Genomic DNA, 16,166 nt, shown 5'->3' on the forward strand with positions numbered 1-16,166 from the left:
GTTGTTGTACCAGTTTAGACATTGCGCGACCGGCCTGCAAATCGCTTGGCCGCCAAACGGGGCCGATCGCCGCCATGACGGCGGAACTTGACCTTTGGGCCGCCGCGCGCCACACCCCAGCGATGACCATGATCGAATCGGTGTGCGTTTACTGCGGCTCGTCGGCCGGACGCGAAGCGGGGCTTGCACAGGCGGCAAGGCAGGTCGGGCAGGCCATCGGCGCCGCCGGCCTGCGGCTCGTCTATGGCGGCGGCACGAAGGGCCTGATGGGCGCGGTGTGCGACGGCACGATGGAAGCGGGCGGCAAGGTCACCGGGATCATCCCGCGCTTTCTGATGCACAAGGAAGCCACCGAAGCCGCGCTCGGCAAGCTCGATGATCTGGTCGTCACCGAGGACATGCACGCGCGCAAGCACGCCATGTTCGAGCGCTCGGACGCGTTCGTGACCCTGCCCGGCGGGATCGGCACGCTCGAAGAGGTCGTCGAGATCATGACCTGGGCGCAGCTTGGCCGGCATACCAAGCCGATCGTGCTCGCCAATTTCGGCGGCTTCTGGGACCCGCTGATCAGCCTGCTCGACCATATGCGCGAAGCGGGGTTCATTCATTCGAGCCATCTGGTGCAACCGCTCGTCATCGATGCGCCCGAACGCATCATCCCGGCTATCGTGGAGGCCGCCACCGGCGCCGAAGGCGAGAGCGCGGTGATCGAGCGGCTGTGAATCCGGTCACATATCTGTCTTCGAACTGACAGACGCCTGTCACGGGCATCTGCTTATCAAGGTGCGTTCCCAACCACCGGAGTTCCGCGATGCTGCGTTCCCTCACACTTGCCCTGTGCGCCACCACCCTCGCCGGATCGGCGATGGCAGATGTCATCACCGACTTTTCGGTCCAGGTCGGACCGCGCCCGCTTTACCTCGTCGACAACATGGACGATGGCGAACTCAAGCAAAAGCTCGCCGCATGCATGACCGGCCCATCGTCGACCTCGACCTGGTCGATCGGCCATCGCGGTGCGCCGCTCCTGTTCCCGGAGCACACGGTGGAATCGAACGTGGCCGCCGCGCGCATGGGCGCCGGCATCCTGGAATGCGACGTCACCTTCACCAAGGACAAGGAACTGGTGTGCCGCCACGCGCAGAACGACCTGCACACGACCACCAACATCCTTCAGACCGATCTCGCAGAGACCTGCGTGACGCCGTTCACGCCGGCTTCGGGCGACCAGGCCGCGCAGGCCGAGTGCCGGACCTCGGAGATCACCCTGGAACAGTTCATGACGCTGACGCCGAAGATGGACGCGGCGAACGGGCAGGCAACGACGGTCGACGAATACGTGGACGCGACCGCCAACTGGCGCACGGACCTGTTCTCGGTGCAGCCGGCTACGCTGATGACCCATGCCGAATCGATCGAGCTGTTCAAGTCGCTGGGCGCCAAGTTCACGCCGGAACTGAAGACGCCTTCGGTCGACATGCCGTTCGAGGGCTTCAGCCAGCAGGACTACGCGCAGAAGCTGATCGACGAATACAAGGCCGCGAGCGTTCCCGCTTCCGATGTCTGGCCGCAGTCGTTCAATCTCGAGGACGTGCTCTACTGGATCGAGAACGAGCCCGAATTCGGCGCGCAGGCCGTCTATCTGATGGACGAGTACAATATCGAGGGCTATTCGCCCATGGATCCGGCGACCTGGCCGAACACCATGGAAGAGCTCAAGTCCATGGGCATCAACTACATCGCCCCGCCCACCTGGATGCTGGTCACCGTCGCCGATGACGGGCAGATGGTGCCCTCGGCGCTGGCCGAAGCGGCCAAGGAGGCCGGGCTGAACATCATCACCTGGACCGTCGAGCGCTCGGGGCCTCTGGGTGAAGGCGGCGGCTGGTACTACCAGTCGGTCGCCGATGTCACCAACAATGACGGCGACGTGTTCAACCTGCTCAACGTCCTGCACGAGGATGTGGGCGTGGCCGGCGTGTTCTCGGACTGGCCGGGAACGACCACGTTCTATGCGAACTGCTTCGGCCTCGAGTAACGCCGACGCGTTCCGGACAGCACCCTTCCCCTCCTGCCGCGCCGGACCATCGGCGCGGCTCGTCTTTCCTCAGTCGGTGGCAGCCGATGGCGGCGCCGGCCGGCGCGGCTGGGCGCGCAACAGCGAGAGCGTGTAGAGCGCCAGCCCGGTCCAGATGAAGGCGAAGGCGACGAGCTGCCACAAGGAGAAGGGCTCGCCGAAGGCGAAGACCGCAAGAAGGAAGAGCAGCGTCGGCGTCAGATATTGCAGGATGCCCATGGTGGCATAGCGCAGCGAACGCGCCCCGAAGGTGAACAGCAGCAGCGGGATCGCGGTGAACGGGCCGGCCAGAAGCAACAGGCCGATGTCGCTCCAGCCCGTGGGCCCGAAATGGCCATTGCCGCTGGCGGTGTACCAGGCGATCGCGGCCAGGGCGGCGGGCGACAGGATCAGCACTTCGAGCATGAAGCCCTGGGCGGCGCCGATGGGCAGCGTCTTGCGGAAGAAGCCGTAAAAGCCGAACGAAAAGGCGAGCGCCAGCGACACCCAGGGCAGGCCGCCGGCGCGGAAGGTCAGGATCGCGACCGCGATCACCGCGCAGCCGATCGCCAGTCCCTGCAGCCGGGTGAAGCGCTCGCCAAGAAGCGCGGCACCCAGCAGCACGTTGACCAGCGGGTTGATGTAATAGCCGAGCGCGCCCTCGAGCAGGCGGTCGGCCATGATCGCCCACATGTAGATGCCCCAGTTGAACGAGACCAGGCCCGCCGTCAGGGCGGCCATGGCCAGCGTGCGCGGCGAGGCCAGCGCGGCGCGCAGATCGCGCGTGCGCCCCAGCGCGACCAGCACCAGGCCCGCGACCGGAACCGACCATATGATGCGGTGGGCGACCAGTTCGACCGGCGGGACGTGGTCGACCAGCTTGACGTAGATCGGCAAGACGCCCCAGAGCAGGAAACCGGCGATGGCGAAGGCGAAGCCGGAGGCCGGCTCGCGGGCCGGCGCCGCCGCGCTGGCCGAACGTGTGCCCATCACTCGGCCGCCAGCTGGCCGGCCACGCCACGGTTCTTGAGCAGCTTGAAGACGATGGAATCCATCAGCGCCTGAAAGGACGCGTCGATGATGTTGTCGGACACGCCCACCGTCCACCAGCGTTTGCCGGTGATGTCGGTGGATTCGATCAGGACGCGGGTGACCGCCTCTGTGCCCCCATTGAGAATGCGCACCTTGTAGTCGACCAGTTCGAGATCGGCGATCTCGCCCTGATACTTGCCCAGATCCTTGCGCAGGGCCCGGTCGAGCGCGTTGACCGGCCCCTGCCCTTCGGCGACCGACATGCGCTGCGCCCCGTCGATGGTCACCTTGACCACCGCTTCGGAGAGCGTGATCAGGTCGCCGCGCGCATTGTAGCGGCGCTCGACGACGCAGCGGAAGGATTCGACGGCGAAGAAGTCCGGCACCTCGCCCAGCGTGCGCCGCGCCAGCAGTTCGAAGCTGGCGTCCGCCCCCTCATAGGCATAGCCCTGGGCCTCGCGCTCCTTGACGATGGAGATCAGCGTGTCGAGGCGCGGGTCGTCCCTTGCCACAGCGATGCCGCGCGAGCGCAGTTCGTTGAGAAAGTTCGACCTGCCGCCCTGGTCCGAGACCATGACCCGGCGGGCATTGCCGACGCTTTCGGCGGGCACGTGCTCATAGGTGCGCGGGTCCTTGAGCAGCGCGGAGGCATGGATGCCGGCCTTGGTCGAAAAGGCCGACGCGCCGACATAGGGCGCCTGGGTGTCGGGCGCGCGGTTGAGCAGTTCGTCGAAGGCGCGCGAAAGCCGCGTCAGCCCGGTCAACTCCTCGGGCGGGATGCCGGTGCGGAAACGTTCGGCCCAGGGGCTCTTGAGGCCCAGCGTCGCCATCAGCGTGACCAGATCGGCATTGCCGCAGCGCTCGCCAATGCCGTTGAGCGTGCCCTGGATCTGGCGCACCCCGGCATCGACGGCGGCGAGCGAATTGGCGACCGCCTGGCCGGTGTCGTTGTGGGCGTGAATGCCAAGGCGCTCGCCGGGAACGCCGGCGGCGATCACCGCGGCGATGGCCTGGCGGATGGCGTCGGGCTGGGTGCCGCCATTGGTGTCGCACAGGACGATCCAGCGCGCCCCGGCCTCGAATGCCGCGCTGGCGCAGGCGAGGGCGTAGCCGGGGTTGGCCCGGTAGCCGTCGAAGAAGTGCTCGCAGTCGACCAGCGCCTCGCGACCGGCGGCCGTGGCGGCCTCGACCGACTGGCGGATCGCGTCGATGTTCTCGTCGAGCGTGCAGCCAAGCGCCAGTTCGACGTGATAGTCCCAGCTCTTGGCGACGAAACAGATCGCGTCCGCCGCCGCTTCGGTCAGCGCGGCAAGGCCGGGATCGTTGGCCGCCGACACGCCGGCACGCTTGGTCATGCCGAAGGCGACGAAGCGCGCATCGCTCGTGCGCTTTTGCGCGAACAGCGCGGTGTCGGTGGGGTTGGCGCCCGGATAGCCGCCCTCGACATAGTCGATGCCGAACGCGTCGAGCATGGACGCGACGGTGATCTTGTCGTCGAGCGAAAAGTCGATGCCCGGCGTCTGCTGGCCGTCTCTCAGCGTGGTGTCGAACAGGTAGATGCGCTCGCGGGCTGTCATGATGGCTCCGATGGTCAACGCCGGCGTGGTAATGCAGGGCGCCTGTCGGCGCAATGTCAGCGTGCCCTCGCCCCTTCCGCCTGTGTCGGAAGTCGCTCACGCGCCGGCTCGTGTGCCGAAGTGCCCTCACCCCTTACCCCTCCCCGATAAATGTGGAGGGGGAGGCGGACACCATGCTTGCACAACCGAGCTTCCGGCCAGGCTCGGAAACCGACGAAACTGGTGAGGTGTCGATGCCTCCCCTCCACATTTATCGGGGAGGGGTAAGGGGTGAGGGATCCGGGCACAGGCGGTGAAGGGTCGGGGCCGTCCTCAGCGGCGAGCCGGTGGCCAGGTGTCGGTGTCGTGGTCGGGATGCTGGCGGTTGCTTGCAGCGATGTCGTCCACGCGCTGCCCGTCCACGAATTCGTCCTCCTCGGTCGTCGGCCCCGGGCGGGCCACCGCTTCTGCCAGCCAAGGCATCCTTGATTCGGTGCCATAGGTGGAGACCGGCGGCACGGCGGCGGGATCGTCGAGCGAACCGAGCGTGAGGTAGACCTTCTCCGAACCGTCCGTCTCGAGAAACAACGGCGTGCCGCATTGCGCGCAGAAGCCGCGCCGCACCGGGCCGGAGGAACGGAACCAGGCCGGCTCGCCGCGCGTGAGCGCGAATGCCGCGCGCGGCACACTGCCCAGCGCCATGAAGTAGCTGCCGGCCGCCTTCTGGCACATGCGGCAATGGCATAGATGCGGATCCTTGAGGGGCCCGAGGACACGGTAACGCACCGCGCCGCACTGGCAGCCGCCCGACGATGCGTGCGTCATCGCTTGACCTCCCAGGTGGTGACGCGTTCGCCGGTTTCGGAGTCCTTTGAATCCTTTAGCTGGATTCCTTCAGCCAGAAGTTCATCGCGGATGCGGTCGGCCTCAGCCCAGTTCCTGTCGCGGATATGGGCGAGGCGGCGGTCGATCGCGTCGGCGATGCGGCTCGTGTCGACGCCGGTGACAGGCGCGGTCGCCGGCAGGCCGAGGAAGGCGAGCGCGGCGCGCAGCGGCGCTCCGGCGAGCCCGGACAGGGCGTGGACCGCATCGACCGTGTTCAAGTCGTCGCTCAGGGCCTCGACCACGGTCCGCAACTCGCCGGTCCCGACCGCCTCGCCGGCCCGGCGCCAGAGCCGCGCCAGAAGGTTTTCGGCCTCCTCGAGCCGCCGCACGGTGAAATCGAGCGGCTCGCGATAGTGCGTCATCAGCATCGCCAGGCGCAGCACCTCGCCGGGCCATGTGCGCCCGCCGAACCTCTCGGTTTCGATCAGATCGTGCACCGTGACGAAATTGCCCAGCGATTTGGACATCTTGCGGCCTTCGACGTTCAGATAGCCATTGTGCATCCAGAAATTGGCCATCGGCGCGCCGGCATGGGCGCAGCGCGACTGGGCGATCTCGTTTTCGTGGTGCGGGAAGACAAGGTCGATGCCGCCGCCATGGATGTCGAAGGTGGTTCCAAGGAAATGCTCGCTCATCGCCGAGCACTCGATGTGCCAGCCGGGCCGGCCGCGGATCGTCTGGCCGGCAAATTCGGCGTCCCAGCCCGGCTCGTCGGCGCCGCTTTGCTTCCACAGCACGAAGTCGGCCGGGTCGCGCTTGTGCGCGGCGACGGCGACGCGCGCGCCCGCCTGCTGCTCGTCCAGATCGCGTTTCGACAGCATCCCGTAATCGGGCATGGAGGCGACGTCGAACAGCACCTCGGCACCCTCGGCGCCATGGGCGACATAGGCATGGCCGGTGTCGATCAGCGTGCCGATCATGGCGACCATCGCGCCGATGTGCTCGGTCGCGCGCGGCTCATGCGTCGGCGGCAGGCAGCCCAGCGCCGCCACGTCGGCGTGGAACTGCGCGGCGGTCTTGCCGGTCACCGCGCGGATCGCCTCGTTGAGCGGCAGGTCGGGATGATCGCGCCGGGCGCGCGCGTTGATCTTGTCCTCGACATCGGTGATGTTGCGGACATAGGTGACGTGGCTCTCGCCATAAACATGGCGCAGGAGCCTGAACAGCACGTCGAAGACGATCACCGGGCGGGCGTTGCCGATATGGGCGTAGTCGTAGACCGTCGGCCCGCACACATACAAGCGCACATTGGCCGGTTCGATCGGCACGAAGACACGCTTTTGCCGCGTCAGCGTGTCATAGAGCCGCAGCGTCGGTGCGGTATCAGGGATCATCGTCGCGGTCCTTGGCGGCAAGTCTGGACGCTCGTCCGGGTCGGCGCCGTCTTCGCATCTGCGTCATCGCGGGGCCTACATCCACGGTCTTTCGGTTGCAAGGCCGACCGTCATCCCGCGCTGCGGGATTGAATATCGGGAGACGACACGTTTTGCGGGAAATTGTCCGATTTCTTACACGTTTTTCGGCTCCCCCTTAAAAATCGCCTATTCAAGTCGCCTTCAGACAAGCTACATACGGGGCCTCTGCGCAAGGCGGAGCCGGGTATCTCGCGGTGGAGTTTGCGCCCCATCTTCCACTGTGCTTGGCCATTTGCAGCTCACGGACCAGGAGTGGCAAATGGCAGATGCCTGGGGCGCCTTGCGTAGCTTTCCCCTTTCCTGCCATCGCAAGCGCCCGGCCGGCGGCCGCAGCCGGTCACAGCAGCGTGCCCTGCCCGTCGTCATCGGCTTTGGCGGGCGCCCCTTGCGCGGTGCGGCCGGGGTCGGCGAACGGTTTGGGTTGGACGCGCTGCTGCACGGACGGGTCGGCATTGGCGACCTTGTTGACGCGGTCCGACACCGGGATCGCCTCGTAAAAGCCCAGCGGCGGCGGCCCGAGCAGCGCGGCGACATCGGCCGGCGTCCGGTCGCGGCAATCGAGCCAGGCGGCGTAGCCCTGCGGCATCAGCGTCACCGGCACGCGCTCGTGGATGAAGGCGAGATCGGGGCTGGCCTGCGTCGTCAGGATGGCGCAGGTGTCGATCTCGCTGCCGTCCGGGCCGATCCAGGTCTCGTGCAGCCCGGCAAAGCCGACCAGCGCGCCGTCGGCCGGGCGGATCCAGAAGGGCTGGGACCGGCGGCCGGGCTTGTCGCGCTTCCATTCGTAAAAGCCCGAGGCCGGTATGATGCAGCGCCGGTGCCGCATCGCCGCGCGAAACGAGGCCTTGGTCGCCGCCGTTTCGGCGCGTGCATTGATCAGGAGCGGGAAGTCCCCGGGGTCCTTGACCCAGGAGGGCAAGAGCCCCCAGCGCATCACAAGCGCCTCGCGATCGGGCAGGTTCGAGCCTTCGGGCCGGCGTGGCGCGGCGGTGACCGCCAGGATCGGCTGGGTCGGTGCGATGTTGTAGCGCGGCGGATAGGGCACGATGCCGGCAACGCCGAAATGGGCTTCGACGCGCTCGCGCTCCTGGCTCAGTGAAAAACGGCCGCACATGCGATATCCTTGCCTTGCGCACCCTTGTCATAGCCCGCTTGCGGTCGGCGCGGAACCCGCCCTATGAGGGAACCCATGTCCAGTCGACGTTATCCGCAGGCAGCCGTCTCGGTCGTCCTTCGCGACAGGGCGAGCGGCGCGTTCCTGCTGGCGCGCCGGGCGCGGCCACCGGCCGCGGATCTGTGGGCCTTTCCGGGCGGGCGCGTCAAATGGGGCGAGACGATCCGGCAGGCCGCGGCACGCGAGATCGCCGAGGAAACGGCCATGCGCCTCGACCCGGACAGCCTTGCCCTCGCCGAGGTCGTCGATCTGATCGGCGATGAAAACCATGACGGTGCGCCCGATCATCACTTCGTGCTGACCGTCTTCACCGGCCGCGCCGAGGGCTCGCCGCGCGCCGGCGACGATGCGGCCGAACTGCGATTCGTGACGGTCGAGGAGATGGCAAGCCTGCCGATGACTGCGACGACGCTGGCCACGGCGCGGCGGCTGGCCGCACGCTGATCGCACCACGCAATCGTGACCTGGCGTGACTTTGGTCGCCCGCGCGCATGACCTAGGGTCCGTTGAACATCAGCACGCGAGGCAGCCATGACCCGAAACGTCACGACGTCCCTGCGGACGACCCTCACGCGCATTGCGTCTGTTGCCGGCATCGCCGCCGTCTTCGGGATCGTCGCGGCCACCGCGACCGCACCGACCAGGGCCGATACGCTGCGCTGGAAGGCCGAGGGCTGGCAGACCGATTTCGACACCGCATCGGTCGATCTGGACCGCATCCTGTCGGGCGGGCCGCCGCGCGACGGCATTCCGTCGATCGACAATCCGGTGTTCGAGTTCGTGCCCGGCCATGACGATCTGGCGCCGACCGATCCGGTGGTCGGCGTGACGATCGGGGGCGATGCGCGCGCCTACCCCTTGCGCATCCTGACCTGGCACGAGATCGTCAACGACGTGGTCGGCGACACGCCGATAGCGGTCACCTACTGCCCCTTGTGCAATTCGGCGCCCGTCTTCGAGCGCACGGTCGACGGCCGGGTGCTCGAGTTCGGCGTCTCGGGAAAGCTCAAGGATTCCAACCTGATCATGTATGACCGGCAGACCGAGACCTGGTGGCAGCAATTCACCGGCGAGGCAATCGTCGGCGAACTGACCGGCACGCTACTCGAACTGGTGCCGGCGCGGCTGCAGTCCTGGGCCGAATTCGCCGAGCAGAACCCCAATGGCCGCGTTCTCGTGCCGAGCAACGCGCGGATGCGCGACTATGGCCGCAACCCCTATGTGAGCTACGACACATCGCTGCCGTTCCTTTATGACGGCCAGCTTCCCGAGGACATAAACCCGATGGAACGCGTCGTCATCGTGCCGCGCAAGGGCGCAGACCCGTTCCTGATCACCATGAATGCCATCGCCGAGGAGGGGCAGATCGAGCGCGACGGGCTGACCTTGAGCTGGAATGCCGGCCAGGCCTCCGCGCTCGACAGCGCGCGCATCGCCCAGGGCCGCGATGTCGGCACCGTGCTGGTGCAGCGCCAGGGCGCGGACGTGCCCTACGACGTCACGTTCGCCTTCGTCGCCCATGCCTTCCATCCGGGCGTTGCCATCGCGCGCGATTAACCGCAAATGCCCTGCCGGCTTGCCCGCGCCGCATTTGAATGCCAACTGGACCAAAACCGGTGGATGGCGCGCGCATGGGTTCGGCGAGACCAGCAACACGATTGACACTGTCGATGGCGGCCGCGCTCTGGCTGGCGGTCGCGTCCGCCTCGGCGCAGCCGGTGACCGCGCCCTATGACGAGCATCTCAACCGGCTGGCCGAGCGGCTGGGTGCGATCCACTATCTGCGCAATCTGTGCACCGAACCGACCAATGAATGGCGCGACCAGATGAGCGCGCTGCTGTCGGCCGAACAGCCCCAGCCGGCGCGGCGCGCCCGGCTGATCGCCAGCTTCAACAAGGGATATCGCAGTTTCGACAGCGTCTACATCGTGTGCACCGATCAGGCCCGCTCGGCGGCCGATCGCTATGTCGAGGAAGCGCGGCAACTGGCGAGCGAGCTGATCAACACCTTCGGCACGCAGTGATCGGCGCGGCCGGCACGGTGGTGCCATTTCATAACGGACCGTTAACGCTTGGTGTATGTTGACCGTGATTTTTGCCGTTCGCCTTGATAAGCTCGCCAAAACGCGCGATGTCCGTGTCAGACCGACGACCTGACGGGCTGGAAACGATCCATGGAAACCGAACACAAGCTCAGCGAACTCGAAGACGCGATCACCAACGAGAAGCGTCAGGCCGCCCGCGAGATGCAGTCCGAAATCTGGGTCGACGGCATGCTCGAGGGGATCGAGACGGACATACTGGCCGATGCGGCGATCGCCACCGCACTGGAGGAACTGGTCGACGAGAGCGGCGAGGACGCCGCGCTGGCGGCGATCGACGAGATCCGTCAGCGGCTGGTGGCCGGCGAGTTCACACGCATTCGCACCTTGCAATAGCGCGCGGCGGTGGCGCTTGCCCGCGCGCCCTCGACGACACGGACGAAACGTATGGAACGGACGGGAGCGATGGCGGCGCGGCGTTCCATGGGGACGCTCTTCCGGCTGGCGGCGATGGCGCTTGCCGGCGTCGCACTTGCCGGCGTCGCATTTGCCGGCGCCGCCGCAGCGCAATCGCTCGATGTCGCCCCGCCGCCTTCGGGCGTCGTTCCGGTGCCGGCCCCGCTCGGCGGCGAGGATCCCGACAACCCGCTCGTGCCCCCTGCCCCACCGGCGCCCACCGGCACCACCGATCCGGCGCGCAGCCAGACCGGGGCCGGCGATGACGGCACCCATGTCGAGATCTCGCACGACATCGCCAAGCTGCCCGAGCCGGTTCGGGCAATGCGCGCCAGGATCATGGAGGCGGCGCGCTCGGGCGATCCGGAGCGGTTGCGCCCGCTGCTCGGCACCGGGCCGGGCGCGACGCGGCTGTCGCTCGCCGAGGTCGAGGGCGACCCGATCGCGCACCTGCGCGCCATTTCCGGCGACGCCCAGGGCCACGAAATGCTGGCCATCCTGCTCGAAGTGTTCGAAGCCGGCTATGTGCGCTTTGACGCGGGCACCCAAAACGAGCTCTATGTCTGGCCGTATTTCTTCGCCCTGCCGCTCGACGAGCTGACGCCGGAACAACGGGTCGAGCTGTTCAAGCTGGTCACCGCGGGCGATTACGAGGAGATGCGCATGTTCGGCGCCTACATCTTCTTTCGCGCCGCGATCACGCCGCAGGGGCGCTGGCTCTTCTTCGTCGCCGGCGACTGACCGGCCAGGTGCCGCCAGGCTGGCGGCTTGCTGTCGGCGAATGGGCGGCCTACGTTCCGGAAAGGACTATCAGGGAACCGAACATGCCCCATTGCACACTGGCCGGGCGCGGCGTGATCGCGGTGACCGGCGACGACGCCGAGCACCTTCTGCACAACGTGCTGACCGCCGATATCGAAGCGCTGCCCGAGGGCGTGGCGCGCGCCTGCGCGCTGATGTCGCCGCAGGGCAAGGTGCTGTTCGACTTTCTGGTCGGCCGCGACGGCGCCGGCTTCGTCATCGATATCCGATCGGACGCCGCAGACGATTTCCTCAAGCGGATGATGCTCTACAAGCTGCGCTCGAAGGCCGAATTTGCCAAGCAGGACGAATCGGTTGTCGCCGTTTCCTGGGACGGTGAATCAGCGATGCCCGATGACGAGGCCACCCTGACGCTGGCCGACAGCCGCTTTCCGCCGGACAAGGTGCGTCGACACGTGCTGCCGGCCGGCACCGCCCTGCCCGAGCCCGCGCCCGTCGCCGCGTGGGACGCGCTGCGCATTGCCCATGGCGTCGCCGAGAGCCCGCACGACTTTCCGCCGGGCGAAGCGTTCGGCCACGATATCGGCTTTGACCACAATGGCGGGATCGATTTCGCCAAGGGCTGCTTCGTCGGCCAGGAGGTCGTCAGCCGCATGCAGCATCGCGGCACGGCGCGCCGGCGCGTGGTGATCGTCTCGGCGGGCGCGGATCTGCCGCCGACCGGCACCGAGATCGTCGCCGGCGGCAAGCCGGCCGGCACGCTGGGCACCGTCGTCGGCCGCCATGGGCTGGCCATCGTCCGGCTCGACCGGATCGGCAAGGCGCGCGCACGGGGCGAGACGATTGCCGCCGGCGAGGTGGCGCTCGACTTCGACCTGCCGCCCGGCGTCCGCTATGGCTGGCCGGAGACGGCAGCGACCGACGATGCCTGACCGCGACAGCGCTCCGCCGCGCGCCTGGCAGCGCATGCTGTCCGGGCGCCGGCTCGACCTGCTCGACCCCTCCCCGCTCGACGTCGAGATTTCCGATATCGCCCACGGCCTTGCGCGGGTGGCGCGCTGGAACGGACAGACATTCGGGCCGCACGCCTTTTCCGTGGGTCAGCACTGCCTGCTGGTCGAGGACATCGTGCGCCGCCTCAGACCCGGCGCGGACCACCGCACCCTGTTGATGGCGCTCTTGCACGATGGGCCCGAATACGTCATCGGCGACATGATCTCGCCGTTCAAGCACGTCATGGGCGGCGACTACCGGGCCGTCGAGCAGCGGCTGCAGGCGGCGATCCATCTGCGCTTTTCGCTGCCCGCCCAGACGCCGCAACGGACCAGGGCGCTGATCAAGCGCGCCGACCAGATCGCCGCCTTCTATGAGGCGACGCATCTGGCCGGTTTCTCCAGGGCCGAGGCGCACACCTATTTCGGCCGGCCGCGAGACGTCACGCCCGACGCGCTGCCGCTCGAGCCGCAGCCGGCCGATGCCGTCGAGACGGCATTCCTTGCGCGTTTCCGCGCACTCGAGGCGGGTGCCGCGCCCGCCCGGCGGAGCGCCTGATGAGCTATCTTGTCGTCTGCTCGCTGGCGCGGCTGGCCGAGACCGCCCGGCGCCACCGGCCCGGCCACATGCTCACCGTGCTAAGCCAGGGCACCGCGGTCGACCGGCCGGCCGGAATCGCGCCCGACCGCCATCTGCATCTGAGCTTCAACGATATCGCGGCGGCCGCGCCGGGGCTGGTCTCGCCCGCCGAAGCGCATATGCGCGCCATTGTCGACTTCGCCCGCCGCTGGGACCGCGCCGCACCGCTTCTGATCCATTGCTTTGCCGGCGTGTCGCGCTCAACGGCGAGTGCCTATGTCATCGCCGCCGCGCTCGATCCGGCGCGCGAGGAGGCCGAACTGGCGCGGGAGTTGCGCCTGCGCTCGCCGACGGCGACGCCCAATCGGCGCCTGGTGGCGCTGGGCGATGCCATGCTGGGCCGCCAGGGCCGCATGGTCGCGGCGATCGGCGCGATCGGACGCGGCGCGGATTGCTTTGAGGGCGAACCCTTCGTGCTGCCCCTGCGCGCGGAGGATGCGGGTCTGTTCTGATCAGTCCACAACCACGTCGAGCCCGATATCGAGCGTCGGCGCGGCCATGGTGATCTGCGAGGTGGAGATATAGTCGACGCCGGTCCGGGCGATCGCGGCGACCGTCTTGAGCGTGACATTGCCCGATGCCTCGAGCATCACGCGTCTGCCATTGTCGGCGCGGTTGATGGCGACCGCCTGGCGGAGCGTGTCGACATCCATGTTGTCGAGCAGGACCGCGTCCGGGCCGGCGGGCAGCGCGGCGCGCATCTGATCGAGCGTGTCGACCTCGATCTCGATGCGCACCATGTGGCCGACATGGGCGCGGGCGGCGCGCACCGCCTCGGCGACGCCGCCGCAGACGGCGATGTGGTTGTCCTTGATCAGCACCGCATCGTCGAGTCCGTAGCGATGGTTGGCGCCGCCGCCGCAGCGCACGGCATATTTCGCAAATGTCCGCTGGCCCGGCACGGTCTTGCGCGTGTCGCAGACGCGCGCGGGCGTGTGGGCGATCGCTTCGGCAAAGCGCGCGGTGTGGCTGGCGATACCCGACAGCATCATCAGATAATTGAGCGCAACCCGCTCGGCGGACAGGAGGGCGCGCGCATTGCCCGAAACCTCGGCGATCACGGCGCCCGGCACGAGGCGGTCGCCATCGGCGCGCCGGGCCTCGAACCGCATAACGCCGCCGATCAGCGCGAAGGCCGCCTGTGCCATGGGCAGGCCGGCCAGAACGCCCGCCTGCCGGCTGGCGAGGACGGCACGCGCGGTGGCATCGGGTGCGATGGTGGCGGCGGTGGTGATGTCCCCTGCCCGGCCGAGATCCTCTCGGAGTGCGGCGCGCACGGCCCGTTCCACCATCAGCGCCGGCAGGCTCGGTGGGAATGGGTTGGTCATCGGGCCTCTCCGGTACGCCTTTCGTCTTCCCGCCTGCGGGGAGAACGATACAAGACCGCATTCGTGCAACGAATGCCAGTCGCGGTTGGATGCGGGGGATCGGCCTCAAATCCCTTCACCCAGCTGCGGCTAGGCCGCTGACGCGGCCAAGCCTCGCATCCCTCTCCGCGCAAGCGGGGCGATGGGGAATTCCGGAACTCGGCCCTCACCGCAACAAATCCTCAACCGCGCCTTCCGCCTGGTCGAGGGTAAGCAGCGTGCGCCGGCACCATTTGGGGTCCGGGTCCGGGTAGTCGGTCCGATAGTGTCCGCCGCGGCTCTCGGTGCGGTTGAGCGCGCAGATGGCGATCAGCCTGGCCGTCACCAGCACATTGGCAAAACGCGCATCATCGACATTGTCGGCCTCGAGCGCCCGGATCGCGCGCAGCGCCGCGCGCATCCCCCGCCCATCGCGCACGACGCCCAGATGCGCGCTCATGACCGCGCGCAGCCGGCCCATCGCGTCATGGTCGCTTTCGGTGCGCGCGTCGGGATCGGCAATCGACCCCTCGCCCCAGTCGGGCGGGGCGACCTCGCCGACCTCGACCTTCAGGCGCTCGGCGATCCGCGCCGCGAACACCACCGCCTCCAGCAGCGAGTTCGAGGCCAGCCGGTTGGCGCCATGGGCGCCGGTGGCGGTGCATTCGCCGCAGGCCGAAAAGCCGGGCAGCGACGTGCGCCCGTCGATATCGGTCCAGATGCCGCCCATGAAATAGTGCGCGGCCGGCACGACGGGAATGAGATCGGTCGCCGGGTCGATGCCGGCCTGCCGACAATAGCCATGAACGGTCGGAAACTCGGATTCGAAGTCCGGCACGGCGCTGCGGCAATCCAGAAATGCGCCCCTGCCCGCCTGCACCTCGGCGAAGATGCCGCGCGCCACCTCGTCGCGCGGGGCGAGTTCGGCATCGGGATGCAGCCTGGCCATGAAGCGCTCGCCGGCGCGATTGACGAGGGTTGCGCCATGGCCGCGCAGCGCCTCGGTGGCGAGCGGCGCCGGGTCCCGGCCGACATCGATGGCGGTGGGGTGGAACTGCACGAACTCCATGTCGGCCATGCGGGCGCCGGCGCGCGCGGCCATGCCGATGCCGCCGCCGCGCGCTTCGGTCGGGTTGGTCGTGACCTGATAGAGATGGCCCGTGCCGCCGGTGGCCATGATGACATGGGCCGCGCGCAGCGGTTCGGGCGCGCCCGCGCCGGCCTTGCCCCGCATGACGACGCCGCGCACCCGGCCCTCCTCGACGATCAGGTCCTCGGCGACATGGCCTTCCAGAACGCGGATATGGGTGGCTTCGCCGACGGCATGGACGAGCGCCTGCATGATGGCGCGGCCAGCCATGTCGCCGCGCACCCGGACCACGCGCGAATGGCTGTGCGCCGCCTCGCGGCTGACGGCCAGATGGCCCCCCAGATCGCGGTCGAAAGGCACACCGAATTCGAGCAGATCGTGCACGCGGTCGGTCGCCTCCGATGCCATCAGCGCGATGACCGCCTCGTCGACGATGCCGTCGCCGGCGGCAATGGTGTCGGCGATATGGCTTTCGACCGTGTCGCCCGGCGCGACGGCGGCGGCGATGCCCGCCTGCGCCCAGGCCGACGACGCGCCCCGGCCGATCGGCGCGGCGGCGAGGATGGTCACCGGGCGCGGCGCCAGCTTGAGCGCGCAGAACAGGCCGGCCAGCCCGCCACCGATGATGAGGATGGGCGCGGTCATGGGCGACTGCCGCCATCCGTCTGGCGAGGATACCCCCCTCTGTCCCTTCGGGACATCTCCCCCTCAAGGGGGGAG

The 16,166-nt window shown here is 68.2% G+C and carries 17 protein-coding genes; 10 read left to right on the forward strand and 7 right to left on the reverse strand.

The genetic code is table 11. The features are described 5' to 3' along the window. The first annotated feature begins 122 nt into the window (after window positions 1-122). Both RBB34_RS08125 and RBB34_RS08130 read left to right on the forward strand, forming a co-directional pair. Window positions 123-722, forward strand: a complete 600-nt coding sequence (locus RBB34_RS08125; protein WP_306118721.1) for a TIGR00730 family Rossman fold protein — start codon at window positions 123-125, stop codon at window positions 720-722. An 89-nt stretch (window positions 723-811) separates the two neighbouring features. Then, a complete protein-coding gene (locus tag RBB34_RS08130) occupies window positions 812-2,038 on the forward strand; it encodes a glycerophosphodiester phosphodiesterase family protein (RefSeq protein WP_306118696.1) in 1,227 nt (408 codons plus the stop codon). 69 nt (window positions 2,039-2,107) lie between these two features. Here RBB34_RS08130 and rarD read toward each other — a convergent pair whose 3' ends face one another. The 5 genes from rarD to RBB34_RS08155 all read right to left on the reverse strand — a co-directional run bounded on the left by rarD (window position 2,108) and on the right by RBB34_RS08155 (window position 8,058). Further along, window positions 2,108-3,046 carry an EamA family transporter RarD gene (rarD, locus tag RBB34_RS08135; protein ID WP_306118697.1) on the reverse strand — a complete coding sequence of 313 codons (939 nt, stop codon included), beginning with the start codon at window positions 3,044-3,046 and terminating at the stop codon, window positions 2,108-2,110. Continuing rightward, complete coding sequence (gene cimA, locus RBB34_RS08140; protein ID WP_306118698.1) at window positions 3,046-4,665, reverse strand: citramalate synthase; 1,620 nt, start codon at window positions 4,663-4,665, stop codon at window positions 3,046-3,048. Before cimA ends, rarD begins: the two co-directional genes overlap by 1 nt. Before the next feature lie 312 nt (window positions 4,666-4,977). Next, complete coding sequence (locus RBB34_RS08145) at window positions 4,978-5,469, reverse strand: GFA family protein (protein ID WP_306118699.1); 492 nt, start codon at window positions 5,467-5,469, stop codon at window positions 4,978-4,980. Beyond that, window positions 5,466-6,863 (reverse strand): cysteine--tRNA ligase, encoded by a 1,398-nt coding sequence (cysS, locus tag RBB34_RS08150; protein WP_306118700.1) that lies wholly within the window; start codon window positions 6,861-6,863, stop codon window positions 5,466-5,468. Before cysS ends, RBB34_RS08145 begins: the two co-directional genes overlap by 4 nt. Before the next feature lie 418 nt (window positions 6,864-7,281). Further along, a complete protein-coding gene (locus RBB34_RS08155; protein WP_306118701.1) occupies window positions 7,282-8,058 on the reverse strand; it encodes an SOS response-associated peptidase in 777 nt (258 codons plus the stop codon). A gap of 75 nt (window positions 8,059-8,133) precedes the next feature. Here RBB34_RS08155 and RBB34_RS08160 point away from each other — a divergent pair, with 75 nt between their 5' ends. The 8 genes from RBB34_RS08160 to RBB34_RS08195 all read left to right on the forward strand — a co-directional run bounded on the left by RBB34_RS08160 (window position 8,134) and on the right by RBB34_RS08195 (window position 13,462). After that, window positions 8,134-8,562, forward strand: coding sequence for an NUDIX domain-containing protein (locus RBB34_RS08160; RefSeq protein WP_306118702.1), 429 nt, complete (start codon window positions 8,134-8,136; stop codon window positions 8,560-8,562). 87 nt (window positions 8,563-8,649) lie between these two features. Next, window positions 8,650-9,675, forward strand: a complete 1,026-nt coding sequence (locus tag RBB34_RS08165; RefSeq protein WP_306118703.1) for a DUF3179 domain-containing protein — start codon at window positions 8,650-8,652, stop codon at window positions 9,673-9,675. 113 nt (window positions 9,676-9,788) lie between these two features. Continuing rightward, entirely contained in the window at window positions 9,789-10,142 is a 354-nt protein-coding gene (locus RBB34_RS08170) for a TIGR02301 family protein (protein ID WP_306118704.1), read from the forward strand. A 150-nt stretch (window positions 10,143-10,292) separates the two neighbouring features. Further along, complete coding sequence (locus RBB34_RS08175) at window positions 10,293-10,556, forward strand: hypothetical protein (protein WP_306118705.1); 264 nt, start codon at window positions 10,293-10,295, stop codon at window positions 10,554-10,556. A 51-nt stretch (window positions 10,557-10,607) separates the two neighbouring features. Beyond that, entirely contained in the window at window positions 10,608-11,357 is a 750-nt protein-coding gene (locus RBB34_RS08180) for a hypothetical protein (RefSeq protein ID WP_306118706.1), read from the forward strand. Window positions 11,358-11,440: 83 nt separating this feature from the next. Continuing rightward, window positions 11,441-12,310, forward strand: coding sequence for a folate-binding protein YgfZ (locus tag RBB34_RS08185; protein WP_306118707.1), 870 nt, complete (start codon window positions 11,441-11,443; stop codon window positions 12,308-12,310). Continuing rightward, window positions 12,303-12,929, forward strand: a complete 627-nt coding sequence (locus RBB34_RS08190) for an HD family hydrolase (protein WP_306118708.1) — start codon at window positions 12,303-12,305, stop codon at window positions 12,927-12,929. The genes RBB34_RS08185 and RBB34_RS08190 overlap by 8 nt, the downstream gene beginning before the upstream one ends. Continuing rightward, a complete protein-coding gene (locus RBB34_RS08195; RefSeq protein ID WP_306118709.1) occupies window positions 12,929-13,462 on the forward strand; it encodes a tyrosine phosphatase family protein in 534 nt (177 codons plus the stop codon). Before RBB34_RS08190 ends, RBB34_RS08195 begins: the two co-directional genes overlap by 1 nt. Here RBB34_RS08195 and nadC read toward each other — a convergent pair whose 3' ends face one another. Together nadC and RBB34_RS08205 are read right to left on the reverse strand one after the other, a co-directional pair. Next, window positions 13,463-14,338: a carboxylating nicotinate-nucleotide diphosphorylase gene (nadC, locus tag RBB34_RS08200; RefSeq protein WP_306118710.1), complete on the reverse strand. Its 876-nt coding sequence runs from the start codon at window positions 14,336-14,338 to the stop codon at window positions 13,463-13,465. It abuts the gene before it with no gap. Window positions 14,339-14,543: 205 nt separating this feature from the next. Continuing rightward, window positions 14,544-16,091: an L-aspartate oxidase gene (locus tag RBB34_RS08205; protein ID WP_306118711.1), complete on the reverse strand. Its 1,548-nt coding sequence runs from the start codon at window positions 16,089-16,091 to the stop codon at window positions 14,544-14,546. Window positions 16,092-16,166: the final 75 nt, after the last annotated feature.

The organism is Roseitalea sp. MMSF_3546 (assembly GCF_030732865.1).
Lineage (GTDB): Bacteria > Pseudomonadota > Alphaproteobacteria > Rhizobiales > Rhizobiaceae > Roseitalea.